The sequence below is a fragment of the Streptomyces sp. KM273126 genome (assembly GCF_004337435.2).
Classification (GTDB): Bacteria; Actinomycetota; Actinomycetes; order Streptomycetales; family Streptomycetaceae; genus Streptomyces; species Streptomyces acidicola.
Genome location: NZ_SJXB02000002.1, coordinates 526,074 through 552,264 on the forward strand (window position 1 = coordinate 526,074; position 26,191 = coordinate 552,264).

Consider the following 26,191-nt stretch of genomic DNA (forward strand, 5'->3'; position numbering starts at 1 on the left):
CTGTTGAACCCAGGGAGCCGACATGGCCGAGGCCTACATCGTCGAAGCGGTCCGTACGCCCGTCGGGCGGCGCGGGGGAGGCCTGGCCGGGGTCCACCCGGCCGACCTCGGGGCGCATGTCCTCAAGGAACTGGTGATCCGCTCCGGGATCGACCCGTCCGCCGTCGAGGACGTGGTCTTCGGCTGCCTGGACACCGTCGGGCCCCAGGCCGGCGACATCGCCCGCACCTGCTGGCTCGCCGCCGGACTGCCCGAGGAGGTGCCGGGCGTGACCGTCGACCGCCAGTGCGGCTCCTCCCAGCAGGCCGTGCACTTCGCCGCGCAGGCCGTCCTGTCCGGCACCCAGGACCTGGTCGTCGCGGGCGGCGTCCAGAACATGTCGATGGTCCCCATCGCCTTCGCCTCCCGCCAGGCCGCCGTACCTCTCGGCCTCACCGAGGGACCCTTCGCGGGCAGCGAGGGCTGGCGCGCCCGCTACGGGGACCAGCCCGTGAACCAGTTCGCCGGCGCCGAGATGATCGCCGCCAAGTGGGGCATCAGCCGCCGTGACCAGGAGGAGTACGCCCTGCGCTCCCACCAGCGCGCGGTCCGCGCCCTCGACGAGGGCCGCTTCGAGCGCGAGACCGTCCCGTACGGCGACGTCAGGGCCGACGAGGGTCCGCGCCGCGACACCTCGCTGGAGAAGATGGCCGCCCTCAAACCGGTGATCGACGGTGGCACCGTCACGGCCGCCTGCTCCTCCCAGGTCTCCGACGGCGCCGCCGCGCTGCTCCTCGCCTCCGAACGGGCCGTACAGGAGCACGCGCTGACCCCCCGCGCCCGCGTCCACCACCTCTCCGTGCGCGGCGAGGACCCCATCCGTATGCTCACCGCCCCCATCCCGGCGACCGCGTACGCCCTGAAGAAGACGGGACTCTCCCTCGACGCCATCGACCTCGTCGAGATCAACGAGGCCTTCGCGCCCGTCGTCCTGGCCTGGCTGAAGGAGACCGGCGCCGACCCGGACAAGGTCAACGTCAACGGTGGCGCCATCGCCCTCGGCCACCCCCTCGGCGCCACGGGCGCCAAGCTGATGACGACGCTCCTCCACGAACTCGAACGCACCGGTGCCCGCTACGGCCTCCAGACGATGTGCGAGGGCGGGGGGCAGGCGAACGTGACGATCATCGAACGACTCTGAGCGCCTCCAGGGACTTCAGCACCTCCTCCGCCTCCGCCATGATCCGGTCCACCAGCTCCGCACACGACGGCAGGTCGTCGATCACCCCGGCGACCTGCCCCGACGCCATCACCCCGAGATCCGTACGGCCCTGAACCATCGACGCCTTGAGGAGCATCGGGGTGTTCGCGGCGAGGAGGACCTGGCTCCAGGCGAGGTCCTTGCCGTGCCGCAGGGCGATCCCGTCGCGGACCATCCGGGACCAGGACAGCCCGGAGACTTTGCGGAAACCGGCCGCATGGCGTACGGCCCGAAGGAGCGCTCTCGCACGCCCGGACCTCTCCAGGGCGTCCACGAACTCCGTCCGCAGCATGCGATGCGGCAGCCCGTCCACGGCCGTGGTGACCGTGACGTCCCGGACAGTTGCCGCGAGGTACGTGGCCTTCACGGCGTCCGGGACCGTCGAGTCCGCGGTCAGCAGGAACCGCGTGCCCATGGCGATCCCCGCCGCCCCGAACGCCAGCGCCGCCACCAGACCCCGCCCGTCGTGGAAACCGCCCGCCGCCACGACCGGTATGTCCACGGCGTCGACCACCTGGGGAAGCAGCACGGTCGTCGCCACCTCCCCGGTGTGCCCGCCGCCCTCGCCGCCCTGCACGATCACCGCGTCCGCACCCCACGCCGCCACCTTCTCCGCGTGCCGGCGGGCACCTATGGAGGGGATGACGACCACACCGGCGTCCTTGAGCTCGCCGATCAGCTCCCTGGACGGCGATAGCGCGAACGACGCCACGCGCACGCCCTCCTCGATGATGATCCGCACCCGGTCACGGGCATCCCCCGCGTCGGCCCGCAGGTTCACCCCGAACGGCGCGTCCGTGCGGGACCTCACCTCCCTCGCGGCGTCCCGGAGTTGGTCGAGCGTCATCGTCGCGGACGCCAGGATGCCGAGCGCGCCCGCGTTCGCGGTGGCGGAGACCAGGCGGGGGCCCGCCACCCAGCCCATGCCGGTCTGCACGACGGGGTGACGGACTCCGACGAGCCGGGTGAGCGCGGTGTCCATCAGCGGACCGCCTCTCCGGCCGTCGTGGGGGTCGGGACCTCCCGCTCCCGGGTGCCCTTCGGGTCGAGCACCTCGCGGATCAACCGCAGCTCTTCCGGCGTCGGTTCACGGGTCCGGGGAAGGTCTCCGGGAACCGTGAGCTCGAATCCCGTGGCCTCCCGCACCTGCTCCACCGTCACCCCCGGGTGCAGCGACGCCAGGCGCATCGAGTGATCCGCCGTGGCGAAGTCGAAGACCCCGAGGTCGGACACCACGCGGGGGATGCGGTGGAAACGGCCCGTGACCGGATGCTCGGCCACACGGTCGTATCCCACCCCGCACACCATGTCGACCTGCTCGACGAAGACCCGCCGGGAGTGCCTCGGTATCCAGTAACTGGTCGGGTTGTTAAGCGTGTTGACCGGTGCGCCCCGCACTCCGAGCAACTGCCGGCGGGGCCTGGCCCAGTCTCCGATGCACGAGATGTTCTGGTTGCCGTACCGGTCGATCTGGCTCGCGCCCATCATCACGTGCCGGCTGCCGCCGGTGACCAGGGCCAGGTGCCGGCGGTACGGCAGCCAGCCCTCCGGCGCACCGTCCGGACCGACGAGCGTCGCCTCACCGTCGGTCAGCAGCAACTCCGGGGCGAAGGTCAGCCGGGCCAGCCGCGCACCCACGGAGGGGATCAGGCCCATGGGGCTCGCGAGGATCTCCCCCGCACCGCGCCAGGCCTCGGCGCAGGCGATCACGCAGTACTCGGCCCGGGTCACGGTCGTCATGCCCCCTCCCTCTCCTCGTGCTTCTCCCCGCGCCCTTTCTTCTCCTCGCGCACCTTCTTCTCTCCGTGCTCCTTGTTCTCCGTGTGCTCCTTGTGCCAGGCCTGTACGGCGCGCTGGTAGTCCTGCTCGTCCCCGGTGAGGAACCGCTCGGCGAACTCCGGCCAGGGTGTGCTCGCGTAGTGCCGCTGGAACTCCTCGTCCCGGCCGTAGTCCGGCACACACGACGTGAAGTGCGCCCCGCTCGGGGCCTCCACCACTCCGGTCACCGTGTGCCGTGCCACCAGCAGCGTCTGGGGCGCCGCCTCCTTCGTCAGCTCTGCCGTGTCCACGATGCGTTCGCACGAGACGTACGCGCGGTCGGCCGCCTCGCAGAACAGGTCGTCGAAGTACGGGTCCGGGCCCAGGTACTGCCCGTTGCCCAGCCGGTCCGCGCGGTTCAGGTGGACGAACGCCGCGTCCATCCGCAGGGCGGGCATGGCGACGAGTGTCTCCCCGTCCTCGTACGGCGACCGAACCGTCCGTAACCCGGGATTGACCCGCATCACGTCCGAGCCGATGCCCGCGCGCACCGGTATGAAGGGCAGCCGGTTCGCGGCCGCGTGCAGGCCCCACATGAACATCGCCTCGTCGACCTCCATCAGCTCGAAGGCTCCGCGCTCGCGGGCCGCGCGGTAGTGCGGTTCGAGCGGGATCGAGTCGAGGGTCGCGAACGCGGCGACCAGCTTCCGTATGCGCCCGGCGGCCGCGAGCATGCCCACGTCCGGGCCGCCGTACGAGACGACCGTGAGATCGGTGATCCCGGAGCGCAGCAGTGCCCGCACCAGGGCCATCGGTTTGCGGCGCGAGCCCCAGCCGCCGATACCGAGGGTCATACCGCTCTCCAGCCGGGAGACGACCTCGTCGGCGGTCATCGTCTTGTCAGCCATGGTCACCCACCTGCGTCCCCTCCTTCCCGAAGGTGTCCCGGACCCGGTCGCCCACCCCGCTGAGGCTCGCCTCGAAGGTGAAGCCCTGCTCGAAGCGGTAGCTGCGGCGGACGTCGACGGGGTCGATGCCGTTGATCGCGGCTTTGGCGAGCCGGATCAGCCGGCCGTCCTTGGCGGCTATCTCACGGGCCAGCTCCAGCGCGGCGGCGCGCAGATCGCCGCGCGGCACGACCCGCCACACCGACCCGTGCGCGTGCAACTCGGCCGCCGTTGCCGTGCGCGACGTGTAGTACAACGCGCGCATCAGATGCTGCGGGACCAGCCGGGCCAGGTGCGTGGCCGCGCCCAGCGCGCCCCGGTCCAACTCGGGCAGGCCGAACGTGGCGTCGTCGCTCGCCACGATCGCGTCCGCGTTCCCCACGAGGCCTATCCCGCCGCCCAGACAGAAGCCGTGCACCTCCGCGACCACGGGCACCTCGCACTCGTACACCGCGGCGAAGGCCTCCGCGCAACCCTCGCTGGCACCCGCCAGGGCCGGGCCGCCCTGGGCCTGTATCTCCTTGATGTCCACCCCCGCGCTGAACCCGCGCCCCTCGGCCGCCAGCACCACACAGCGGACGTCGGCATCGCGCCCGGCCGCGCGCACGGCCCCGGCCAGCTCGAACCAGCCGTGCACCGGCAGCGCGTTCACCGGCGGGAAGTCGACCGTGACGACGGAAATCCCCTTTTCCGGGGACGAGGTGGAGACACTCATCAGCTCATCAGCTACCTTTCCACCAAACATTTGTTAGGTTCGTCGAAGGTAGCAGCGAACGGAAGCCCGCGGGAGAGCCTGTGGATAACTCCGCACAGAGAGCAGGACGGCAGCGAGCAGGACAGCAGCTAGCAGGACAGCAGCTAGCAGGACAGCAAGGCGGCACCGGGCTGAAGGGCAAGCTCGCCCTCGTCACCGGCGGCACCCGCGGTGTCGGTGCCGGGATCGCGCGGGCTTTCGTCGAGGCGGGCGCCCACACCGTCGTCTGCGCCCGGCGTCCCCCCGAAAAGCCGGTCGAGGGAACGGAGTTCGTGCCCGTGGACGTCCGGGACCCCGATGCCGTGCACCACTTGTTCGACGGCCTGCCCCGTGTCGACGTCCTCGTCAACAACGCGGGCGGCTCCCCCTACCGCCCCCTGGCCGACGCCGGTGCCGCTACCGCCGCCCGGCGCCACGCCCGCGTCATCGAGCTCAACCTCACCGCGCCGCTGACCGTCTCACTCGCCGCGTACGAGCACCTCAAACGGGCCAGGGGCGCCGTCGTGATGATCGGCAGTGTGAGCGGGGCCCGTCCCTCGCCCGGGACGGCGGCGTACGGCGCGGCCAAGGCGGGACTGGAGAACCTGGCCCGCTCGATGGCCGTGGAGTGGGCGCCGGACATCCGCGTCAACACACTCGTCGTCGGCATGGTCCGCACCGAGCTGTCCCACCTCCACTACGGCGACGAGGGCGGTGTCGCGGCCGTCGGCCGCACGGTCCCGCTGGGGCGCCTCGCCGAGCCCTCCGACATCGGCGCCGCCGCCGTCTTCCTCGCCTCGGACGCCGCCGCGTACATCACCGGGGCCTCGCTCCTCGTCCACGGCGGCGGCGAACGGCCGGCCTTCCTCGATGCCGCGACCGTCAACCACCGGACCGGGAAAGGAGAACCGGGATGAACGCACGCCGGCTCTGTGAGGGGCGCGTGGTCATCGTCACCGGCGCGGGGCGCGGACTGGGACGCGCCCACGCCCTCGCGTACGCCGCCGAGGGCGCCCGTGTCGTCGTCAACGACCTCGGCGTCGGCCTCGACGGCACCCCGGGACCGGACAGCCCGGCGTCCCGGGTCGCCGACGAGATCCGCGCGGCCGGTGGCCAGGCGGTCACCCACGGCGGCGACATCGCCACGACCGAGGGCGCCGCGTCCCTCGTGCACACCGCGCTGGAGACGTACGGCCGGCTCGACACCCTCGTGAACAACGCCGGGTTCCTGCGCGACCGGATGCTCGTCAACCTCGACGAGGACGACTGGGACGCCGTCGTCCGCGTCCACCTGAAGGGGCACTTCCTGCCGCTGAAGCACGCGGCCGCGCACTGGCGGGCCGAGGCCAAGGCGGGGCGGGCACCGGTGGCCCGGGTCGTCAACACCAGCAGCGGCGCGGGCCTGCTGGGCTCGGTCGGGCAGGGCAACTACAGCGCGGCCAAGGCCGGCATCGTCGGGCTGACCCTGGTCGCCGCGGCCGAACTCGGGCGCTACGGGGTCGAGGTGAACGCCATCGCTCCCGCGGCCCGCACCCGTATGACGGAACACGCCTTCGCCGAGACGATGACCGCGCCCGACAGCGGCTTCGACACGATGGCCCCGGAGAACGTGTCGCCGCTGGTCGTGTGGCTCGGCTCCGCGGCGAGCGCGGGTGTCACCGGGCGGATCTTCGAGGCCGAGGGCGGCCGCATCACGGTCATGGAAGGCTGGCGACCGGGACCGACCGCCGACAGGGGAGCTCGCTGGACGCCGGCCGAGGCGGGCGAGGAGGTCTTCAAACTCCTGGCGGAGGCGGAGCTTCCGAGGCCGGTGTACGGGGCGGGGTGACGTGGGCGTCGACCTCCGGGGGAGCGGCGGGCGGGCCGTTTCCCTCGGCCAGGGCGGCTTCCAGCAGCTCCACGATCTCCGCGTGGCCGGTCTGCTGGTCGTTGCCCGCCACCGTCCGGTCACCGGTGCGGAGTTCGACCACGACGGTGATGCCGCCGTCCTCGGGGACGCGGTGGGTCGTCACTTCGTGGCCCGGACCGTACGCCCGCTCCAGCCCGGCGCGCAGCTCCGACGCCACGTCCAGCGTCAGCCAGCGGCGCGCCTCGGCCAGGGCCTCCGCGCGCGCGTGGGCGCCGTGCTCCAGAAGGGCGCGCACGCACGAGGGGGAGCCTCGGCGCGCCGCCGCCACCAGTGGGGGTTCGCCCGTCGGGGTGGGGCGGTGCGGGTCCGCGCCGTGCTCCAGGAGGGCCGCCACCACCTCGGCGTTGCCCCGCTGTACCGCCCACGTCAGCGCGGTGAAGCCCAGCTCCTCCTCCAGGTCGGGCGTCGCCCCGGCGGCCAGCAGGGCGCGCACGACCTCCGTGTGGCCGCCGCAGGCCGCTCCGCACAGCGGGGAGTCCGTACCGGCGCTGAGACGGTCCGGGTCGGCGCCCGCCGCCAGCAGCAGACGCGCGATGCCCGGCATGTCGCTGACCGTGGTCAGGTACAGGACCGACTGGCCGTCCTCGTCCGTCGCCTCCGGGCTGGCGCCGGCGCGCAGCAGCCGTACGACCGCGTCCTCGTCATCCTCGTACACCGCCGTGAAGAGACCTGGTCCGGTCGGCGGCTCGTGCTCGCTCATACCGCCCGAGCCTCGCTCGCCCGGCCCGCTTCAGGCAAAGGCTTAAATGCAAAGGCTTGAATGGATATGACGTATGACGTGGTCCGGTACGGATCCTCAGGTGTCGCACTCCAGCACCGTCCGGCACAACCCGCAGCGGGCGCGGACCCGGCCCCGGACCGGGACTCTGATGCGCTGGTGGCAGGTGGGGCAGGGGAAGGAGACACGCAGCGGGCCCCGGCCGTCGGGTGTGAACGCGTACGGGACCCCCGGCAGCGGGCCCGGCGGGCGGGAGCCCTGGGTGTACCGGTGGTCCTGGGCATGGCGCCGGTCCCTGGCGTAGCGGCGGCGGCCCGCCCAGCCGGCGGCCGTCAGCGGGGGCTGCTGCTCGTCGCGACGGGCCTGGGCCGCGCCCCTGGTGTACGCGGTGTACGCCTGTGGGCTGGTGAACCAGATCGACGGGTCCTCGCCGAACAGCGCCGCCCGCTTCGCGAGCACATAGCCGAACTCCTCCGGGGTGAGGTAGCCCAGCTTCTGTGAGGAGGCCCGGTCCTCCCGGAAGGCGTCCAGCAGGAGCCAGCCCGCGCCGAGGTAGGTCGTCGCCGTGTCCGTGAGGATCTCGTTGTCGCGGGTGCCGGAGAACGACAGGCCCAGACGGTGCAGGTAGACGTGCATGACCTCGTGGGCGAGGGCCGCGCCGATGTCCCGGCGGTGGGTGCGGAAGCGGTCGTTGAGCTCGATGAAGTACTCGGGACCCGCGGTCAGCTCGACGTTCGCCGCGTGGGCCATCTCGCGGAAGCTGATGATCATCCGGGTGTCCGGCAGCCGGTAGTGCAGGACGATCTCACGGGCGACGCGCTGCGCGCCCAGATGCAGGTCGTCCGTGTCGCAGAACGCCACGTCGACGGGCGCCACGCTGGTGCCGAAGCTGTGGATCGTGTCGTACGACAGGCGTTTGTACAGCGCGGTGATCGACTCCCGTACGGTGTCCAGGTGCGGGAAGCCGTGCTCAACAGGTCCGCCGTTCGCCACGTCAGCACCCCCACGACGCCTCGGTACGCCTCCACTTTAAGCCGACGGCCGGGCGTGCCGACGGGTTGACGACCGGCGCGCGGTGGCGCGTTTTCGCCCCTTGTGGCCGGTGGACGCGGATCTTCATACTTCACACAACGTTCTGACAGGGACCTGACCGTCATCTGAGGTGCGTCATGTCCTCTGACATGTCATGAACCTGACATTACGCCCCACCCCCCACGAAAGGACAGTCCGTTGAAGAAGCTGTTCTCCTTCCTCAAGAGAGCCGCGGTGGCCGGTGCCGCCGCCCTCGCCGTCGTCAGCCTCCAGCCGGTCAGCGCGAGTGCCGCGCCGTCGCCGGTCGTGGGCGGAACCCGTGCCGCGCAGGGTGAGTTCCCGTTCATGGTCCGGCTCTCCATGGGCTGTGGAGGCGCCCTCTACACCCAGCAGATCGTGCTGACCGCCGCTCACTGTGTGAGCGGCTCCGGCAACAACACCAGCATCACGGCCACCGCCGGTGTCGTGGACCTGCAGTCCACCAGCGGCCGCGTCCAGGTGCGCTCCACCAAGGTCCTCCAGGCGCCCGGCTACAACGGCACCGGCAAGGACTGGGCGCTCATCAAGCTCGCCCAGCCGATCAACCTGCCGACCCTGAAGATCGCCACGACCACGCAGTACAACACCGGTGACTTCACCGTCGCCGGCTGGGGCGCGGCAACCGAAGGCGGCGCCCAGCAGCGCTACCTCCTCAAGGCCACCGTGCCGTTCGTCAGCGACGCCACCTGCAAGGCCTACGGGGGTTACTACGACGACCTCGTCGCGGGCGAGGAGATCTGCGCCGGCTTCCCGCAGGGCGGCGTCGACACCTGCCAGGGCGACTCCGGTGGCCCCATGTTCCGCAAGGACAACGCCGGTGCCTGGATCCAGGTCGGCATCGTCAGCTGGGGCGACGGCTGCGCCCGGCCCAACGCCCCCGGTGTCTACACCGAGGTGTCGACCTTCGCGTCGGCCATAGCCCAGGCGGCGTCCACGCTGTGACGCGCCGGATCACGCTGTGACACGACCGTGCACGCGGTGACTCCCGCGTCCACGCCGTGACGCACGAGGCGCCCGCGACCGAGGTCGCGGGCGCCTCTCGTAATGATCACGCCGGACCAACGGCCCGGCACGAGGGCCCCTCCGCCGTCCAGGCGCCCGGCCTCCGCCGCGAACAGAGCGACTACGAACAGGACTACCGCGAACAGAGCTACGGAGAACAGGACTACCGCGAGACCGGCCGCAGCGAGGGCATCCCCGGTGGCAACGAGGAAGTGCGCTTCCCCAGGCCGCCGGCGGCCTCCTGGAGCTCCAGCACCCACAGGTCGTTCACGCCCTCGCGCAGCACCGGACCGGGCACGTACAGTGCGCCCTGCGGCCCCACCGACCAGTAACGGCCCAGGTTGAAGCCGTTGACCCAGACGAAGCCCCGCGTCCAGCCCGGCAGTTCGAGGAGCGCGTCCCCCGCCCCGTTCACCTCGAACGTGCCGCGGTACAGCCCGGAGGCGCCCTCCTCGGGCAGCTCCCGGAACGGCACACCCTCCACGTCGTCCAGCGCGTCGAGACGCAACCCACGCGCGCGTACACCGTGCACGAACGCCCGCTCGTGCAGGACACCCCCGGTGATGCCCTTCGGCTCGCCGAGCCGGGGCCCGTAATTGGCCCTCCCCAGGGACTCCACCCACAGCTCCACGCGCGCGGGACCCGCGACAGGCTCCTTCAGCTGGGGCTCGTCCTCCGTGAGCACCCCGGCCCGCTCCCCGTCGACGTACACCACGGCGAGGTCGCGCAGCCCGCGCGCGAGCAGCGGGTACGGCTCCCGCGGCCCGGGGATGTCCACGGAGTAGTGCACCAGTCCCCGGTCCACGTCCAGTTCCTCGAAGGTGGGCGGCACCTGCGCCTCGACCGACGGGCCGCCGCGCGCCTCCAGGACGTCCTCCAGAGGCGCCCACGCGGTGAGTCGCGCCGTGGAGGTCTCACCGAGGGACGCGGGCGGGGGCGGTACGTCCGGCAGGGGGCCGTCCGCGTACTCCGCGAGGATCTCCCGGAAACGCCAGAACTTCTCGGTGGGGCGCCCGTACTCGTCGATCGGCGCGTCGTAGTCGTACGACGTGACGTCCGGGTGCAGCGTCCCGTCGTGCAGGACGCCGCCGCCCCGGTTCGCGCCCGACCAGCCCGCGAAGTTCGTACCGCCGTGCGCCATGTAGAGGTTCACCGAGGCACCGCACTCCAGGATCTCGCGCAGCGACCGGGCGGCGTCCTCGGCGTCACGTGCCGCCGGTTCCCCACCCCAGTAGGTGAACCAGCCGCACCACCACTCCATGCACATCAGCGGGCCCGTGGGGCGGTGCCGGCGCAGCACGTCGAATGCCTCGCGCCCCCGGGACCCGAACGTGGCCGTCGCCAGCAGCCCCGGAACCGAGCCACCGGTGAGCATGTGGTCCTCCGGACCGTCCGTGGTGCACAGCGGCACCGTCACACCCTCGGCGACCAGCAGGTCGGCCAGCCGGCGCAGGTACACCTGGTCGGTGCCGTAGCTGCCGTACTCGTTCTCGACCTGCACCATGATCACCGGCCCGCCGCGGTCGATCTGCCGGGGCACGACCTCGCCCAGCAGACGCCGGAACCAGCGCTCCACCGGCCCCAGGAACCGCTCGTCCCGCGTGCGCAGCCGGCCCGTCACCCAGTGCGGCAGCCCGCCGTTCTCCCACTCCGCGCAGATGTACGGCCCCGGACGCACGATCGCCCACAGCCCCGCCTCCCGGGCAGCGTCCAGGAACCGGCCCAGCTGCCCCACCTCGTGGAACTCGCCGGGGCGCGGCTCGTGCAGGTTCCACGGGACGTACGTCTCCACACAGTTGAGGCCCATCGCCCGCAGCATCGCCAGGCGGTGGCCCCAGTGCTCCTCGCGTACCCGGAAGTAGTGCAGCGCGCCCGACAGCAGCCGCACCGGGCGCCCGTCCAGCAGGAAGTCGCCGTCTCCGACACTGAATTCGCTGTCTCCCAGCCTGGATTCGCTCATGGCCCCACCCTTGCCCCCTGGCGGTGGGCCCGTCCATGGACAAAGATCGACGGCGCTTGGACGAAAGTGAGGACACCGTGGACGCAGCCAGGCGCGCCTACCACACCTGGATGCGGTACTTCACGCCCGGCCCGGCCCTCCACCGGCTCGGCCTCGCCTGCCTCGGCGTCGGACTGCAGCACGGCGAGCTGCCCACCGTCGGCCCCCGCACCCTCGACCACCACGTGGCCGTCGTGATCGGCGCGGGCGGCGGCTGGTTCCGGGCCGGCGACGGGCCCCGCGTCGAGGTCACCGCGCCCGTCCTGCTCTGGCTCACCCCCGGCGTCCCGCACCACTACGGCCCCGACCCCCACTGGGACGAGAGCTGGGTCGCCTTCACCGGGCCCGCCACCGAGGCGTACACCGAACTCGGCTGCATCGAACCCGACCGGCCCGTGGTGCCCCTCTCGGACGCGTCCGGCGCCCGCGCGGTCATCGGCCGCATCGCCCGCACCGTCCAGCGCGACACGCCCCTGCCCGAGGTGGCGGCCGGCGCCGCCCTGCACGAGCTGCTCGTCACCCTGCGCGGCGCCCGCGCCGACCTCGCCCCCGACGGAGACCGGCTCCTGCAGGCCCTCGCCCGCGACGCCTGCCGGCCCCTGTCGGTCGCCGAACACGCCGCCCGGCTCGGCATGACCACCGCCGAACTGCGCACCGCCGTCCGGCGCGGCGCAGGCTGCAGCCCCAAGGACTACCTCCTGCGCATCCGTCTGGACCGCGCCAAGGAACTGCTGGCCTCGACCGACCTGCCCGTCGCCGCCGTGGCCCGCCGCGTCGGCTACGACGACCCGGCCTACTTCTCCCGCCTGTTCACCCGCCGTGTCGGCGTGGCCCCGGTCCACTTCCGCACACAGGAGAGCCGCCCGGCAATCGAACAACCGCACGCCCCGTAGGGTGACGCCCATGACCACCAGCAACACCGGCATCGGAGAAGTCGACCCCGCCGTCCGCGCCGAGCTCGCCCGGCTGCGCGAGAGCATCGACAACATCGACGCCGCCGTCGTCCACATGCTCGCCGAGCGCTTCAAGTGCACCCAGCAGGTCGGCCACCTCAAGGCCGAGCACCGGCTGCCGCCCGCCGACCCCGCACGCGAGGCCCAGCAGATCGCCCGGCTGCGCAACCTCGCCGAGAACGCCAACCTTGACCCGGCATTCGCCGAGAAACTCCTGGGCTTCATCATCGCGGAGGTCATCCGCCACCACGAGCGCATCGCGGACGACGCGGTGAACGGCGCATCCGCCACGGGGGAGTGACATTGCGCCCCGGGCGCACACGGATGACGGCAGAGCGGGGCGGACAAAAGCCGTGTACCGGCCCGCCCCTGTGCCGTGTCAGTGGCATCAGGCAGCATGTCCTGCATGTCCGTACTGACGCGCGACGAAGCGCAGACCCGTGCCAAGCTCCTCGACGTCCACCGCTATCAGATCGACCTCGACCTGACACACGGCGACGAGTTGTTCGTCTCCCGCACCGTCATCCACTTCACGGTACGCGGGGACCAGAAAGCCACGGACACGTTCATCGAGCTCAAGCCCGAAGAACTGCGCCACGCCGTCCTCGACGGACACAGCCTCGACCTGGACACGTTCACCGAGAACCGGCTGCCCCTCAAGGACCTCACCACCGGCGAGCACGAGCTGCGCATCGACGCCGTCATGCGCTACTCCCGCACCGGCGAGGGCATGCACCGCTTCACCGACCCCACCGACGGCGAGACCTACGTCTACACGCAACTGGCCCTGGACGACTGCAAGCGCGTCTTCCCAGCCTTCGACCAACCCGACCTCAAGGCCGTCTTCGAACTGTCCGTGACGGCCCCCAAAAGCTGGAAGGTCATCGCCAACGGCGTCACCGAACAGCAGGAGGACGGCACCTGGCGCGCCGCCCCCACACCGCTGATCTCCACCTACCTGGTCGCCGTCGCCGCCGGACCCTGGCACTCCGTGCACACCGAACACCAGGGACTCCCCTTCGCCCTCCACTGCCGCCGCTCCCTCGCGCCCCACCTGGACGTCGACGCCGACGAAATCCTCGACATCACGCGCGCGTGCTTCGACCGCTACCACGAGAAGTTCGAGGAGCCGTACCCCTTCGACTCCTACGACCAGGCGTTCGTCCCCGAGTTCAACTTCGGCGCCATGGAGAACCCCGGCCTGGTCACCTTCCGCGACGAGTTCGTCTACCGCTCCGCCGTCACCGACACCGAGCGGCAGACCCGCGCCATGGTCATCGCCCACGAGATGGCCCACATGTGGTTCGGCGACCTCGTCACCCTCCAGTGGTGGGACGACATCTGGCTCAACGAGTCCTTCGCCGAGTACATGGGCTACCAGACCCTCACCGAAGCCACCCGCTTCACCGACACCTGGGTCGACTTCGGCGTCGCCCGCAAGGCCTGGGGCTACGACGCCGACCAACGCCCCTCCACCCACCCGGTCGCCCCCGACACCGTCGACGACACCGCCTCCGCGCTCCTCAACTTCGACGGCATCTCCTACGCCAAGGGCGCCTCCGCCCTCCGGCAACTCGTGGCCTGGCTCGGCGAGAAGAACTTCCTCGCGGGCATCAACACCCACTTCGCCCGCCACCGTTTCGCCAACGCCACCCTCGCCGACTTCATCGACTCCCTCGCCGACGCCACCGATCGCGACGTACACGCCTGGGCCGCCTCCTGGCTGCGCACCACAGGCGTCGACACACTCACCCCGCAGGTCACCCCGGCCGACGACGGCACCTACACCCTCACCGCCGAGCGCCACGGCAGCCGCCCGCACCGCGTCGCCGTCGGCCTCTACGACCGGGACCCCGGTGACAACGGCCGCCTCGTCCTGCGCGAACGCCCCCAATTCGACATCCCCCAGGACGAGTCCAGGCCGATCGGCAAACGACCCGCGCTGCTCCTCCTCAACGACGGCGACCTCACCTACGCCAAGGTCCGCTTCGACCCCGAATCCTTCACGGCGATCCGCGACAACCTGTCCCAGCTCCCCGACCCGCTGACCCGCGCCGTCGTCTGGAACTCCCTGCGGGACGCGGTCCGCGACGGCGAACTGCCCCCCACCGCCTACCTGGAAGCCGCGCGCACCCATCTGCCCCGCGAAACGGACGTGGCACTGGTCCAGGGCGTCCTGTCGTTCGCGTCCGCCCAGATCGCGGACCGCTTCCTGGCCGACACAGAGCGTCCCGCCGCCCTGTCCACCCTCACCGCCCTGTGCCGCGACCTGATCCGCCGCACCGAGGACGGCTCCCACCCCGGCCTGCGCCTCACGGCCGTACGCCACTTCATCGATGTCGCCGCCCACCCCGACACCATCGCCGCCTGGCTTGCCGACGGCACCGTGCCCGGCGGTCCCGAGCTCGACCCCGAACTGCGCTGGCGCATCCTGGGCCGCCTCGCGGTCCTCGGCGCCACCGACGAGGCCGCGATCGCCGCCGAGGTGCAGCGCGACCCGAGCGCCACCGGCCAGGAGGGCGCCGCCCGCTGCCGGGCCGCACTGCCCGACCCGGAGGCCAAGCGCACGGCCTGGGAGGCCATGTTCGCCACCGACGACCTCTCCAACTACCTGTTCACGGCCACCGCCCAGGGCTTCTGGCAGCCCGAACAGGCCGAGCTGGTCGAGGAGTACGTCCAGCGGTACTTCACCGACGCGGTCGCCGTCGCCGCCCGCCGCAGCCCCGCCATCGCCGTCGCCGCGGGCCGCTGGTCCTTCCCCGTGCACGCCGTCAACGCGAATACCCTCCGCTTCGGCGAGCAGTGCCTCCGCGAGTCCGACCCGACCCCGTCCCTGCGGCGCCAGCTGACGGACCAACTGGACGACCTGGGGCGCGCATTGAAGGTGAGGGAGGCACACAGCGAAGGGAACTGACGGAAGCTGGGACGCGCCCCGCAAGGGGCGCGAGGCTGCATCACTACGCGGCTACGCCCCAAGGGGGTACCTCCCTGCTCGAACAGATTTGAGAGCTTGCGGCAGCAACAAACCACCCACACCCCCGCAGACCCCCACAGGCAGAGCAGACCCCCAGCGGCACAGACCCCCACGGCCTCCCACGACACTCCCCAAACAGCACCCTTAGCGCAGCCGCATCGTTGTCCACGGCATGAGCGCCCCGCCCCTCGCCTCAGGAGCCGGAGGCCGCCACGCGCTGCGACCCCTGCTCGACACGGTGCTCGACGCACTACAAGAAGGCGCGGACGCACGCGGCGGCGGCCCCCTCCCCGCAGGCGGGCCACAGGCCGTCGCCGCACACGTCCGGGCCGCCCTCGGCGAGGTACTCCCACGCCACGGCGCCCCGGACGCCCTCCACACCCTCGTCCGCGCATTCGCCGCGGGCGCCGCCGACCCAGCCGACCCCCTGTGCGCGGCCCACCTCCACTGCCCGCCCCTCGCCGTCGCGACCGCCGCCGACCTCGCCGTCTCCGCCCTCAACCCCTCCCTCGACTCATGGGACCAGGCCCCGGCCGCCTCGGCGCTGGAAACACTCGTCACCAGAGCACTCGCCGACGAACTGCACGCGGGCGACGCCCTGGTCACCACCGGAGGCACCGAGTCCAACCAGCTCGCCCTCCTCCTGGCCCGCGAAACCCGGCACGCCCCAGGACCACTCCGGCTCGTCTGCGGCGCCAACGCCCACCACTCCCTGCGCCGCGCCGCCTGGCTCCTCGGCCTCCCCGAACCCGTCGTCGTCCCCACCCCCGCCGGCATCCTCGCCCCCGCCGCCCTCGACGACGCCCTCACCCCGCTGCCCCGTCCCGTCCTCGTCACCGCAACCGCCGGCACCACCGACGCCGGGCTCATCGACCCGCTGCCCGACCTCGCCGACCTGTGCGCGGCCCGCGGTGCCCGACTGCACGTGGACGCCGCGTACGGCGGAGGACTCCTCTTCAGCGACCGCCACCGCGACCGGCTGTACGGCCTCGACCGCGCCCACACCGTCACCCTCGACCTGCACAAACTCGGCTGGCAGCCCGCCGCCGCCGGACTCCTCGCCGTGCGCGACGCCACCGACCTCGCCGTACTGGCCCACCACGCCGACTACCTCAACGCCGACGACGACACCGCGGCCGGACTGCCCGACCTGCTCGGCCGGTCCCTGCGCACCACCCGCCGCCCCGACGTCCTCAAGATCGCCGTCACCCTCAGAACACTCGGACGCGAAGGACTCGGCGCGCTCATCGACCAGGTCTGCGCCCTCGCAGCGGGATTCGCCGCCCTCGTGGACATGCACCCCGGCTTCGAGCTGTACGCCCCACCCACCATCAGCACCGTCCTGTTCCGGCCCACCGGAGCAACCGACGCCGCCGTGGCGGACATCCGCCGGGGGCTCCTCCACGACGGCCGTGCCGTCCTCGGGCGGGCCGCACCCGACGGCCGGCTCTGGCTCAAAGCCACCCTGCTCAACCCGCACACCCGGCCCGCCGACCTGGCCGCACTCCTGAAACTCGTGGAAGGAAACACCCCCTCATGAGCACACCCCCACGCCACGAGCCCGAAGCCCCCCGCGACCTCGTCGGCATCGGCATCGGCCCCTTCAACCTCTCCCTCGCCGCCCTCGCCCACCCACTCGCCGAACTCGACGCCGTCTTCTACGACCAGCACCCCGCCTTCCACTGGCACCCCGGCCTCCTCATCGAAGGCACCACCCTCCAGGTCCCCTTCCTGGCCGACCTCGTGACCCTCGCCGACCCCACCAGCCCCTGGTCGTTCCCCAACTACCTCAGGACCCGCGACCGGCTGTTCCCCTTCTACTTCGCCGAGCGCTTCCACATCCGGCGCGCCGAATACGACGCCTACTGCCGCTGGGTCAGCGAGAACCTCCCCGGACTACGCTTCGGCCACCGCGTCGACGCCGTCCGCTGGAACCCCGAACGCGACCTGTTCGAAGTCGACTTCACACGGCTCCACGACGGCGCAGACGAACCCCCGGGCCGCACCTACACCAAAAACGTCGTCCTCGGCATCGGCACCGCCCCCCACGTGCCCGACTCCCTCATCCCCCTCGTCGACGCCCCCGGCGTGCCCGTCATCCACGCCGCGGACTACCTCGACGAACGCGACCGCCTCCTCGCCGCCGGCCACATCACCGTCATCGGCGCGGGCCAGTCCGGCGCCGAGATCTTCCTCGACCTGCTCCGAACCCGCCCCGAAGGCCGCGAACGGATCCACTGGCTGGCACGCACCGAGGCATTCGCACCCATGGAGTACTCCAAGCTCGGCCTCGAACACTTCACACCCGACTACACCCGCTACTTCCACGCCCTCACCGAACCGACGCGCGACCGGCTCGTCGCCACCCAGTGGCAACTCCACAAGGGCATCGCGGCCCCCACCCTGGCCGCCATCCACGAGGAGCTCTACCACCGCACCCTGCACGGCGGCTGGCCCGACGCCGTCCTCACACCCGGAGTCCTGGTCCGCACCGCCGGCCGGCTCTCCTCAACCCAGATCGAACTCCACCTGGAACACCTCCAGCAGGACACCCGCTCCCGCCTCACCACCGACGCCGTCGTCCTCGCCACCGGCTACCGCGAACGCCCCGTCGACCGCATCCTCGCCGGCCTCGACCCGTACATGCGCCGCGACAACTCCGAGCGACCCCGCGTCGACGACCGCTTCCGCCTCGTCCTCGACCCCTCGATCACTGGCTCCGGCTGCCACATCTACGTACAGAACGCGGCACTCCACGCCCACGGCGTCGGCACCCCCGACCTCGGCCTCGCCGCCTGGCGCAGCGCCACCATCCTGAACACCCTCACCGGCAAGGAACCGTATCCGCTGCCCGACCGCACGGCCTTCACCACCTTCGGCCTCACCCCACGACAGCCACAGGTCCCACCCGCACACCAGGAACGGAACCTCACCCCACTCGCCGACCACACATAACCGAACGAGGCGCCCGGCCACACCGGACGCCCCCCGTCCACGACGCCGGCACGAAAACCCTCGCCGACGCCGTGGACCTGAAACACCTGAAATACCTGAAACACCTGAAGCTCCAGAAGCCCGGAGCCGCAGAAGACCGCAGCTCCAGAAAACCGAAACCCTAGGAGACCGAAACCCTGGGAGAAGACCGAAACCCTAGAAGACCGGCGTGCCGTCCCGCGTCAGCTTCCAGTCCACCGCCGCGAACTCGGCCGGATCGATGGCCCCCTTCGCCTTCACCCAGGCGATCATGATGTTGCGGATCTCGTCCGAGTTCGCCCACAACTGCTTGGCCCCGGCGACATGCGGGAAGTTGCCGCCACCGTTCGCCCGGTAGTTGTTCACCGCGAACACGAACTGCTGCGCGTCGTCCAGCGGCGCACCCTCGAACCGCACGTTCGTGATGCGCGACCCGGCCGGCTTGGCGATGTCGATCTCGTACGACAAGCCGCTGACCACGTCGTAGTTGTAGTCCGGCGTGTTGTTCGCGTTCGTCAGCTTCGCCGGGTCCACCGCCGCACCCGCGGCCGTCTGCACGAAGTAGTTCGCCGAGAACTCCAGGTACGCCTTCATCTGCGCACCCGTCATCAGACGCGCCTCCAGCGTGTTCTCGTACACATACAGACCCGCCACATCCCGGATGGTGACCTCGCCCGCCGGGATGACCGCACTGCGCGAGAACGCCGCGGCCTGCGACAACACCGGCAGCGCGGCGTACTCCGTGCCCGCCAGCGCCTGCTTCACCGTGTCGGCCTGGATGTGGTTGATCAGGTCGATGATCGGCACATCCTTGTACGGCGCCTCGACCGACCTCATCTCGACGGCGTTCGTGCCGACGACCTGGTTGACGTAGGCCACGACCTTCTCGTGCTCGTCGCCGAGCAGCTTCGTGATCTTCGGGTCCTCCTCCACCGTGTTGGAGTTCAGGACCTGCGCGCCCGCCTTCTCGACCCTCCAGCGGCCCTTCTCCCAGACCAGCTCGAAGTCGAACAGCGTCAGACGCTGACCCCACTTCAGCGGCTCGGACAGCAGGACCTGCTTGCCGGTCTCCTTGTTGGTGACGAAGTACTCGGGGATCTCCGCGTGCGCATGGCCCACCAGGATCGCGTCGATACCCGGCACCTGCTCCGCCACCAGCCCCGCCGCGTTCTCGACGTACGGCAGCTGGTCACCGTAGGACGACGTACCCGACGACCCGCTGTGCGCCGACACGATGACCACGTCCGCACCCATCGAGCGCAACTTCGGCACCCACTTCGCAGCCTGCTCCTCCAGACCCGGGAACGTCATCTTGCCCTGCACGTTCGCCTTGTCCCAGATCGCGATACCCGGGTTGGTGAGACCGAGCACCGCCACCTTCACCGCACGGCCGAACGGGGTGCGCAGCCGGTGCATGCTGTACGGCGGGAAAGCGGGCCGCAGCGTCTTCGCGTCCAGCGCGTTGGCGCCGAGCAGCGGGAAACGGCACTGCTCCTCGAACTTCCGCAGCACCGGAATGCCGTAGTTGAACTCGTGGTTGCCGAGCGCCGCCGCGTCATAACCGATCGCATTCATGGCCTGCGCCATCGGATGCACCGGCCCGCCCTTGGCGGTGATCGGGTCGACCTTGGCGTAGTAGTACGACAGCTGGGTGCCCTGGATGGTGTCGCCGGCGTCGATGAGGAGCGTGTTGCCGCGACCCTTCTCCGCGCGCACCTGGTTCACCAGCGTGGAGATCTTCGCGAGGCCGATGTCGTTGTGCGCCTTGTCGTCGAACTCGGCGTCCGTGAAGTAGTCCCAGTTGAACACGTTGCCGTGCAGGTCCGTCGTACCCAGCACGGTGAACGAGTACCGCTGCGGCCGCGAGCCCCCACCCTGCGCCTCCACCGCCTGGGCGCCCGGCGCAGCCACCGCGCCGGTCAGCGCGACGCCCGCTCCGGTCACGGCAGACTTCTTCAGGAACTTCCGGCGATTCAACGGCATGGCGGGCACTCCTCGGGGGGAAGAACTCAGGGCCAGAAAACTGGACCTACTGCAACAACTCGCGTAGATAACGCGCGTAGATTCTGGCCCGGCCAAGATGGCGGCAACAGCCCTTCCAGGTTGCGATCTGGTGACCGGTGCCCCTCCGAACCGGGTCACGAGTGACAGAGTGGGACGTATGACCGCCACACCCGAGGAACCCCCGACCCCCGCACCGGACGAACACCGGCCCGCCGCCGTCCCCTACGGCACCCCCGAAGCCCCCGCATCGCCGTCCGCGGCGAGGCCCACCTCGAAGTCGACCCCGAGATCGCCCGCATCGGCGTCACCGTCAGCGCCCGAGGCAAGGACCGACGTGCCGCCCTCGACGACCTCACCCGCCGCAACGCCACCGTCCTCGACCTCATCAAGACATACGGGGACGCCGTGGAGCGAGTGGAGACCGGCGCCTTCTCCATCACCCCCGAACTGACCAAACACGGCCGCGGCGAACGCATCCACGCCTACCACGGCCGCGTCCACATCACCGCCGAACTCACCGACTTCACCGCACTCGGCGAACTCACCACCCGCCTCGCCGACCTGGAACTCACCCGCGTCGACGGCCCCTGGTGGACCCTGCGCCCCGCCTCACCCGCCCACCGCCGGGCCCGCCAGCAAGCCGTCCGCGAGGCCGTCCTACGCGCCCGCGAATACGCCGAGGCCCTCGGCACGACCCTCGCCGCCCTGGTCGAACTCGCCGACATCGGCGCCGAGAACACCCAGCCGCCCTACCCGCCCGCCCCCGGCCGCATGCGGTCCATGGCATACGGGGCGGACACCGGGGAAGCAGCCGCCCCCCTCGACCTCGAACCCCAGCGGCAACACGTCTACGCCCAGGTGAACGCCCGCTTCACCATGGCACCGCCCCGGCTGTGACAAGCCCCGAGAAGCGCGCCCGGGATGCTCATCAGAGCACCCCGGTGCACACTTCAAACCTTGTCAACTACCCTTCATCCAAAGGTTGTTGAGTAGTCATGACCCGCCAACTCCCTACCGGTCGGTAAGGCCTACGCTCGAACCATGCGCCGAGCAAAGATCGTCTGCACTCTGGGGCCCGCCACCGACTCGTACGACCAGATCAAGGCCCTGGTCGAAGCCGGAATGGACATCGCCCGCCTCAACCTCAGTCACGGCACCCACGCCGAACACGAGGACCGCTACCAGCGCGTGCGCAAGGCCGCCGACGAGACCGGCCGCAGCATCGGCATCCTCGCCGACCTTCAAGGCCCGAAGATACGACTCGGCCACTTCACCGAAGGCCCCGTACTCCTTGAACGCGGCGACACCTTCACCATCTCGGTCGAGAAGGGCGTCAAGGGCGACCACACCACCTGCGGGACGACGTACGACGGACTGGCCGACGACGTCACCACGGGTGAACGCATCCTCGTGGACGACGGCAAGCTATGCCTGGAAGTCACCTCCGTCGACGGCCCCCGTGTGCACACCACGGTCGTCGAGGGCGGCATGGTGTCCGATCACAAGGGCCTGAACCTTCCCGGCGTCGCCGTATCGGTGCCCGCCCTGTCGGAGAAGGACGAAGCCGACCTCCGCTGGGCCCTGCGCACCGGCTGCGACATCATCGCCCTGTCCTTCGTCCGCAGCGGACGCGACATCGAAGACGTCCACCGCATCATGGACGAGGAGGGCCGGCGCCTCCCGGTCATCGCCAAGATCGGAAAACCGCAGGCCGTCGACAACATCGACGACATCGTGCTCGCCTTCGACGGCATCATGGTCGCCCGAGGCGACCTTGGCGTCGAGATGCCCCTCGAACAGGTCCCGATCGTCCAGAAGCGCGCGATCAAGCTCGCCAGGCGCAACGCCAAACCCGTGATAGTCGCGACACAGATGCTCGACTCAATGATCGACAACTCCCGCCCGACCAGGGCCGAGGCGTCCGATGTGGCGAACGCCGTGATCGACGGCGCGGACGCGGTGATGCTCTCCGGCGAGACGAGCGTCGGCAAATACCCCGTGGGAACAGTAAGGACGATGTCCCGCATCGTCGCGGCGGCCGAGGAGGACATCCTGGCCAAGGGCCTGCCGCCCCTGACCGAACACAACAAGCCCCGCACCCACGGCGGCGCCATGGCCCGCGCGGCCGCCGAGATGGGCGACTTCCTCGGCGCGAAGTTCCTCGTCGCGTTCACACAGTCCGGCGACACGGTCCGCCGCCTGTCCCGCTACCGCTCTCCGATCCCACTGCTCGCCTTCACTCCGGACCCGGCCACCCGCTCCCAGCTCACCCTCACCTGGGGTGTGGAGACCTTCCTCGGCCCCTACGTCGACTCGACCGACGCCATGGTCGACCAGGTCGACGAGCTGCTCCTGGAGTACGGCCGCTGCAAGAAGGGCGACACCGTGATCATCACGGCGGGCTCGCCTCCGGGGGTCTCCGGTACGACGAACATGGTGCGGGTGCACCACATCGGGGATGACGACAGCCCGAAGTAGGGGCCTTGGGGTCGGTCAGTACTTGGGGCCTACGTGGGCGTCCATGAGGGCGACGGAGGCTTTGCGGGCGATCGAGACGTTGAACGGATCGCTGCCGCGGGCGAGGACGGTCCACTCGACGCCGACCCCGTCGAGGGCCTCAGTGAAGAGCTTCCGGATGTCGTCCGACTTGTTCGTGAAGAAGTACCGCGGGTACTCGTAGCGCTTCGGCTCACCGGCCACGAGACGGGTGGTCCAGTTGGTGATGCGACAGCCGTCGGAGTGGATGAGGCCGCGGATGAAGTCCCACGGGTGGGCATCGACGATTTCCTGTTGCCAGGGCTCAAGGGCGATGGTGCGCTCGTGCTTCTTGCCGGGACCGTGCTGCGGGAACAGGCAGGGCCAGTGCTTGCTTGAGCAACCGACAGAGACGTGGCCCTGTGCCTGGACGCGGCATACGCTGTTGTCGGGGCGCACCGAGAGGATGGCTGCCTCGCAGGCTTCGATGAGGCCGGGCCAGGCGTCGGCGCACGCGACACGGAGGATGTACACGCCCTTTCGATTGGGGCTGATGCAGCCGTCACCGAGGTAGAGGCCCAGCAGGTAGGCGTACGCGGCCGGCTCGTCGGGCGGGCCGGGGGCATCCCGGCACCGGGGGCAGGGAGGGCCCGAGTTCATGACCGGTTCGATGCGTACTTGCCAGGAGCGGATTGCGGCCCGTGAGATGCCGGTCTCTTTGCTCACTGAGTTCAGGCTGCGACCTTGTGCGACGAGAGCGAGTGTTCGTTTGCGTGTATCCATGTCGTACATGCGGACACTCTGTGCGACTGGTCGTGACCCGCGTGCAGCAGAAAGCGGATGTTCACGAGAACGTGGACATCCGCTTTTCAGTGGCGACCTTGGAATCGAAGGAAAAGTGCCCCGAGTCGGATTCGAACCGACGCTGTATGGGTTTTGAATCCATGGCCTCTACCGCTGGGCTACCGGGGCCCCTTCAAAATGAAGGTCAGCAGTCTCCCGCCGTGTCACCACCTTACCGCAGCTAGGTACGCTCTTGTCAGCAGTACCCCTGCCCTGCAACAAGGAGCCCACGTGACCGCCCCCGAGTCGCCCCAGACAGTCGAAGACGACGACAAGTCGCACGTGCCTCCGCTGACGACCCGTGTCGTCATCGCCGAGGACGAGGCGCTGATCCGCCTCGACCTCAAGGAGATGCTCGAAGAAGAGGGCTACACCGTCGTCGGTGAGGCGGGCGACGGCGAACAGGCCGTCGAGCTCGCCCGGGAGCACCGGCCCGACCTTGTGATCCTCGATGTGAAGATGCCGAAGCTCGACGGTATCTCGGCGGCTGAGAAGATCGCCGAGGAGTCCATAGCGCCGGTCCTGATGCTCACCGCGTTTTCGCAGCGTGACCTGGTGGAGCGGGCCCGGGATGCCGGGGCCATGGCGTACCTGGTGAAGCCGTTCAGTAAGAGTGATGTCGTTCCGGCCATCGAGATGGCGGTGTCGCGTTTCAACGAGCTGCGGCAGTTGGAGAACGAGGTCGCTGATCTCACGCAGCGTCTGGAGACGCGGAAGCTGGTGGACCGGGCGAAGTCGGTGCTTCAGACCGAGTACGGCCTGTCGGAGCCGGCGGCGTTCCGGTGGATTCAGAAGACGTCCATGGATCGTCGTATGTCCATGCAGCAGGTTGCGGAGGCGGTCATTCTGGATGCGGAGGAGAAGAAGGCCGCCAAGGGCTGACCCTCGGGCCACGTACGTCACACAAGTCACGCATGTCACGTACGTCGCGTACGCCACGCACGACGTGAGGCCCGCGCCCCCGGAGAAGGGGGGCGCGGGCCTCACGTCGTGCGTGGCGGGAGGGTTCAGTCCTCGCCGAGGTAGGCCTTGCGGACCGATTCGTCGTGGAGCAGGTCCTGGCCCGTGCCCGAGAGGACGATCTTGCCGACCTCCATGACGTGGCCCTGATCGGCCAGGGAGAGGGCGGCCTGGGCGTTCTGCTCGATGAGCAGGATGGTGGTGCCCTGGGCCTTGAGCTCCTGGATGGTCGCCATGATCTTCTGCATCATGATCGGTGAGAGGCCCATGGAGGGTTCGTCGAGCATGAGCAGTTTGGGCTGGGACATGAGTGCTCGTCCCATGGCGAGCATCTGCTGTTCGCCGCCGGAGAGGGTGCCTGCGGCCTGTTTCCTGCGTTCTCCGAGGATGGGGAACAGGTCGTAGGCGCGCTGTATGTCCTTTTCGATGCCTTCTTTGTCGTTGCGGAGGTAGGCACCGAGCCGGAGGTTGTCCTCGATCGTCATGCGGGGGAAGATGTGCCGGCCTTCGGGGGAGTGGGCCAGCCCCAGCGAGACGATCTTGTGGGCGGGGATCTTGCGCAGTGACTTGCCGTCGAACTTGATCTGGCCGCCGAGCGGCTGGAGAAGGCCGGAGAGGGTCCGCAGGGTGGTGGTCTTTCCGGCGCCGTTGGTGCCGATGAGGGTGACGACTTCGCCAGCCTCGACCTTGAACGAGATGCCTTTGACGGCTTCGATCTTGCCGTAGGCGACCCTGAGGTCCTCGACCTCTAGCAGTGCGGTCACTTGGCGTCCCCTTCTGTGGTGCTGTGCGCCTCGGCCTCCGCGGCCTCGACCTCGGCGACCTCCTCCTTGCCGGGGGCGCCCTCGAAGGGTGTGCCGAGGTAGGCGGCGATGACGCGTTCGTCGGCCTGGACGACTTCGGCGGGGCCTTCGACGAGTTTTTCGCCCTGGACGAGTACGGCGACCCGGTCGCAGAGGTTCATGATGAACCGGATGTCGTGCTCGATGACGAGGACGGCGATGCCCTTGTCGCGGATGGCGAAGACGAGTTCCTCGGTGGCCCGTGTCTCCTGTGGGTTCATGCCGGCGGTGGGTTCGTCGAGGAGGAGGAGGCCGGGTTCGCTCGCGAGGGCGCGGGCGATTTCCAGCTTGCGCTGTTCGCCGTAGGGGAGGTTGCGGGCGAGGTGGTCGGCCTTGGCGGCGAGTCCGGTGAACTCGAGGAGTTCCATGGCTCGGTCGCGTGATTCCTCTTCGGCTTTCTTGAAGCCGGGGAGGCGCAGGAGGGCTGACCAGAGTCCTTCTTTGGTCCGTGTGTGGCGGCCGACGAGCACGTTTTCCAGAACGGTCATGTTGGCGAAGAGCCGGATGTTCTGGAAGGTGCGGGCGATGCCTGCCTGGGTGACCAGGTGGGGTTTGGGCGGGAGCACGGTGCCCTTGTAGGTGACGGTGCCCTCGGTCGGGATGTACAGGCCGGTCAGGCAGTTGAAGAAGGTCGTCTTTCCGGCGCCGTTGGGGCCGATGAGTCCGACGATCTCGCCGCTGCCCACGGTGAGGTCGACGCTGCGTACGGCGGTGAGTCCGCCGAAGCGCATGGTGACGCCGGTGGCGTCGAGCACCGTGGTTGTGGTGGTCGTGGTGGTTGTCATGGCGG

General features: G+C 70.1%; 22 protein-coding genes, 1 tRNA gene and 1 pseudogene. 12 read left to right on the forward strand and 12 right to left on the reverse strand.

All coding sequences use genetic code 11. The annotated features are described in order from the left end of the window. Positions 1 to 22 precede the first annotated feature (22 nt). Entirely contained in the window at positions 23 to 1,180 is a 1,158-nt protein-coding gene (locus tag E0500_RS32925; protein WP_131563436.1) for an acetyl-CoA C-acetyltransferase, read from the forward strand. Here the strand turns inward: E0500_RS32925 and E0500_RS32930 are convergent. The 4 genes from E0500_RS32930 to E0500_RS32945 are packed head-to-tail and all read right to left on the reverse strand — an operon-like array spanning position 1,164 to position 4,660. Then, positions 1,164 to 2,222, reverse strand: coding sequence for a nitronate monooxygenase family protein (locus E0500_RS32930; protein ID WP_131563437.1), 1,059 nt, complete (start codon positions 2,220 to 2,222; stop codon positions 1,164 to 1,166). The genes E0500_RS32925 and E0500_RS32930 overlap by 17 nt on opposite strands. Further along, positions 2,222 to 2,980: a CoA-transferase subunit beta gene (locus tag E0500_RS32935; RefSeq protein WP_131563438.1), complete on the reverse strand. Its 759-nt coding sequence runs from the start codon at positions 2,978 to 2,980 to the stop codon at positions 2,222 to 2,224. Before E0500_RS32935 ends, E0500_RS32930 begins: the two co-directional genes overlap by 1 nt. Then, positions 2,977 to 3,906 (reverse strand): CoA transferase subunit A, encoded by a 930-nt coding sequence (locus tag E0500_RS32940; RefSeq protein WP_165934990.1) that lies wholly within the window; start codon positions 3,904 to 3,906, stop codon positions 2,977 to 2,979. The genes E0500_RS32935 and E0500_RS32940 overlap by 4 nt, the downstream gene beginning before the upstream one ends. After that, positions 3,899 to 4,660 (reverse strand): enoyl-CoA hydratase family protein, encoded by a 762-nt coding sequence (locus E0500_RS32945; RefSeq protein WP_131563439.1) that lies wholly within the window; start codon positions 4,658 to 4,660, stop codon positions 3,899 to 3,901. Before E0500_RS32945 ends, E0500_RS32940 begins: the two co-directional genes overlap by 8 nt. 170 nt (positions 4,661 to 4,830) lie before the next feature. On the opposite strand from E0500_RS32945, the gene E0500_RS32950 reads away from it, so the two are divergent. After that, the gene (locus E0500_RS32950) at positions 4,831 to 5,595 is read left to right on the forward strand and encodes an SDR family oxidoreductase (protein ID WP_131563448.1); all 765 of its coding nucleotides are present in this window, start codon (positions 4,831 to 4,833) and stop codon (positions 5,593 to 5,595) included. Continuing rightward, entirely contained in the window at positions 5,592 to 6,506 is a 915-nt protein-coding gene (locus tag E0500_RS32955) for an SDR family oxidoreductase (protein ID WP_131563440.1), read from the forward strand. The genes E0500_RS32950 and E0500_RS32955 overlap by 4 nt, the downstream gene beginning before the upstream one ends. Here E0500_RS32955 and E0500_RS32960 read toward each other — a convergent pair. After that, positions 6,454 to 7,287 (reverse strand): ankyrin repeat domain-containing protein, encoded by an 834-nt coding sequence (locus E0500_RS32960; RefSeq protein ID WP_131563441.1) that lies wholly within the window; start codon positions 7,285 to 7,287, stop codon positions 6,454 to 6,456. The genes E0500_RS32955 and E0500_RS32960 overlap by 53 nt on opposite strands. 96 nt (positions 7,288 to 7,383) lie before the next feature. Beyond that, entirely contained in the window at positions 7,384 to 8,298 is a 915-nt protein-coding gene (locus tag E0500_RS32965) for a hypothetical protein (protein ID WP_131563442.1), read from the reverse strand. A 237-nt stretch (positions 8,299 to 8,535) separates the two neighbouring features. Here E0500_RS32965 and E0500_RS32970 point away from each other — a divergent pair, with 237 nt between their 5' ends. Next, positions 8,536 to 9,318, forward strand: a complete 783-nt coding sequence (locus E0500_RS32970; RefSeq protein WP_131563443.1) for a trypsin-like serine protease — start codon at positions 8,536 to 8,538, stop codon at positions 9,316 to 9,318. Positions 9,319 to 9,541: 223 nt separating this feature from the next. Here the strand turns inward: E0500_RS32970 and E0500_RS32975 are convergent, their stop codons facing one another. Then, positions 9,542 to 11,338, reverse strand: coding sequence for a beta-galactosidase family protein (locus tag E0500_RS32975; protein WP_131563444.1), 1,797 nt, complete (start codon positions 11,336 to 11,338; stop codon positions 9,542 to 9,544). Positions 11,339 to 11,448: 110 nt separating this feature from the next. Here E0500_RS32975 and E0500_RS32980 point away from each other — a divergent pair, with 110 nt between their 5' ends. The 5 genes from E0500_RS32980 (at position 11,449) to E0500_RS33000 (ending at position 18,259) form a co-directional block, all read left to right on the forward strand. Next, the gene (locus tag E0500_RS32980; RefSeq protein WP_258573865.1) at positions 11,449 to 12,270 is read left to right on the forward strand and encodes an AraC family transcriptional regulator; all 822 of its coding nucleotides are present in this window, start codon (positions 11,449 to 11,451) and stop codon (positions 12,268 to 12,270) included. A 10-nt stretch (positions 12,271 to 12,280) separates the two neighbouring features. Then, positions 12,281 to 12,631, forward strand: coding sequence for a chorismate mutase (locus E0500_RS32985; protein WP_131563446.1), 351 nt, complete (start codon positions 12,281 to 12,283; stop codon positions 12,629 to 12,631). A gap of 96 nt (positions 12,632 to 12,727) precedes the next feature. Beyond that, positions 12,728 to 15,244 carry an aminopeptidase N gene (gene pepN / locus E0500_RS32990; protein WP_131563447.1) on the forward strand — a complete coding sequence of 839 codons (2,517 nt, stop codon included), beginning with the start codon at positions 12,728 to 12,730 and terminating at the stop codon, positions 15,242 to 15,244. A gap of 232 nt (positions 15,245 to 15,476) precedes the next feature. Beyond that, positions 15,477 to 16,844, forward strand: coding sequence for an aminotransferase class V-fold PLP-dependent enzyme (locus tag E0500_RS32995; protein WP_181587313.1), 1,368 nt, complete (start codon positions 15,477 to 15,479; stop codon positions 16,842 to 16,844). After that, positions 16,841 to 18,259 (forward strand): lysine N(6)-hydroxylase/L-ornithine N(5)-oxygenase family protein, encoded by a 1,419-nt coding sequence (locus E0500_RS33000; protein WP_131572079.1) that lies wholly within the window; start codon positions 16,841 to 16,843, stop codon positions 18,257 to 18,259. The genes E0500_RS32995 and E0500_RS33000 overlap by 4 nt, the downstream gene beginning before the upstream one ends. 195 nt (positions 18,260 to 18,454) lie before the next feature. Here E0500_RS33000 and E0500_RS33005 read toward each other — a convergent pair whose 3' ends face one another. Then, positions 18,455 to 20,260: a 5'-nucleotidase C-terminal domain-containing protein gene (locus tag E0500_RS33005; protein ID WP_131572078.1), complete on the reverse strand. Its 1,806-nt coding sequence runs from the start codon at positions 20,258 to 20,260 to the stop codon at positions 18,455 to 18,457. A gap of 178 nt (positions 20,261 to 20,438) precedes the next feature. On the opposite strand from E0500_RS33005, the pseudogene E0500_RS33010 reads away from it, so the two are divergent. Both E0500_RS33010 and pyk read left to right on the forward strand, forming a co-directional pair. Beyond that, positions 20,439 to 21,178: pseudogene (locus E0500_RS33010) on the forward strand (SIMPL domain-containing protein). Between the two features lie 144 nt (positions 21,179 to 21,322). After that, complete coding sequence (gene pyk / locus E0500_RS33015; RefSeq protein ID WP_131563833.1) at positions 21,323 to 22,759, forward strand: pyruvate kinase; 1,437 nt, start codon at positions 21,323 to 21,325, stop codon at positions 22,757 to 22,759. 15 nt (positions 22,760 to 22,774) lie between these two features. Here the strand turns inward: pyk and E0500_RS33020 are convergent, their stop codons facing one another. Further along, positions 22,775 to 23,548, reverse strand: coding sequence for a helix-turn-helix domain-containing protein (locus tag E0500_RS33020; RefSeq protein WP_131563832.1), 774 nt, complete (start codon positions 23,546 to 23,548; stop codon positions 22,775 to 22,777). A 107-nt stretch (positions 23,549 to 23,655) separates the two neighbouring features. After that, a tRNA-Leu gene (locus E0500_RS33025) sits at positions 23,656 to 23,728 on the reverse strand. 102 nt (positions 23,729 to 23,830) lie between these two features. Here E0500_RS33025 and E0500_RS33030 point away from each other — a divergent pair. Next, positions 23,831 to 24,481 carry an ANTAR domain-containing response regulator gene (locus E0500_RS33030; protein WP_131563831.1) on the forward strand — a complete coding sequence of 217 codons (651 nt, stop codon included), beginning with the start codon at positions 23,831 to 23,833 and terminating at the stop codon, positions 24,479 to 24,481. Positions 24,482 to 24,606: 125 nt separating this feature from the next. Here the strand turns inward: E0500_RS33030 and E0500_RS33035 are convergent, their stop codons facing one another. Beyond that, positions 24,607 to 25,323: an ABC transporter ATP-binding protein gene (locus tag E0500_RS33035; RefSeq protein ID WP_131563830.1), complete on the reverse strand. Its 717-nt coding sequence runs from the start codon at positions 25,321 to 25,323 to the stop codon at positions 24,607 to 24,609. Further along, positions 25,320 to 26,186 (reverse strand): ABC transporter ATP-binding protein, encoded by an 867-nt coding sequence (locus E0500_RS33040; protein ID WP_131563829.1) that lies wholly within the window; start codon positions 26,184 to 26,186, stop codon positions 25,320 to 25,322. Before E0500_RS33040 ends, E0500_RS33035 begins: the two co-directional genes overlap by 4 nt. Positions 26,187 to 26,191 lie beyond the last annotated feature (5 nt).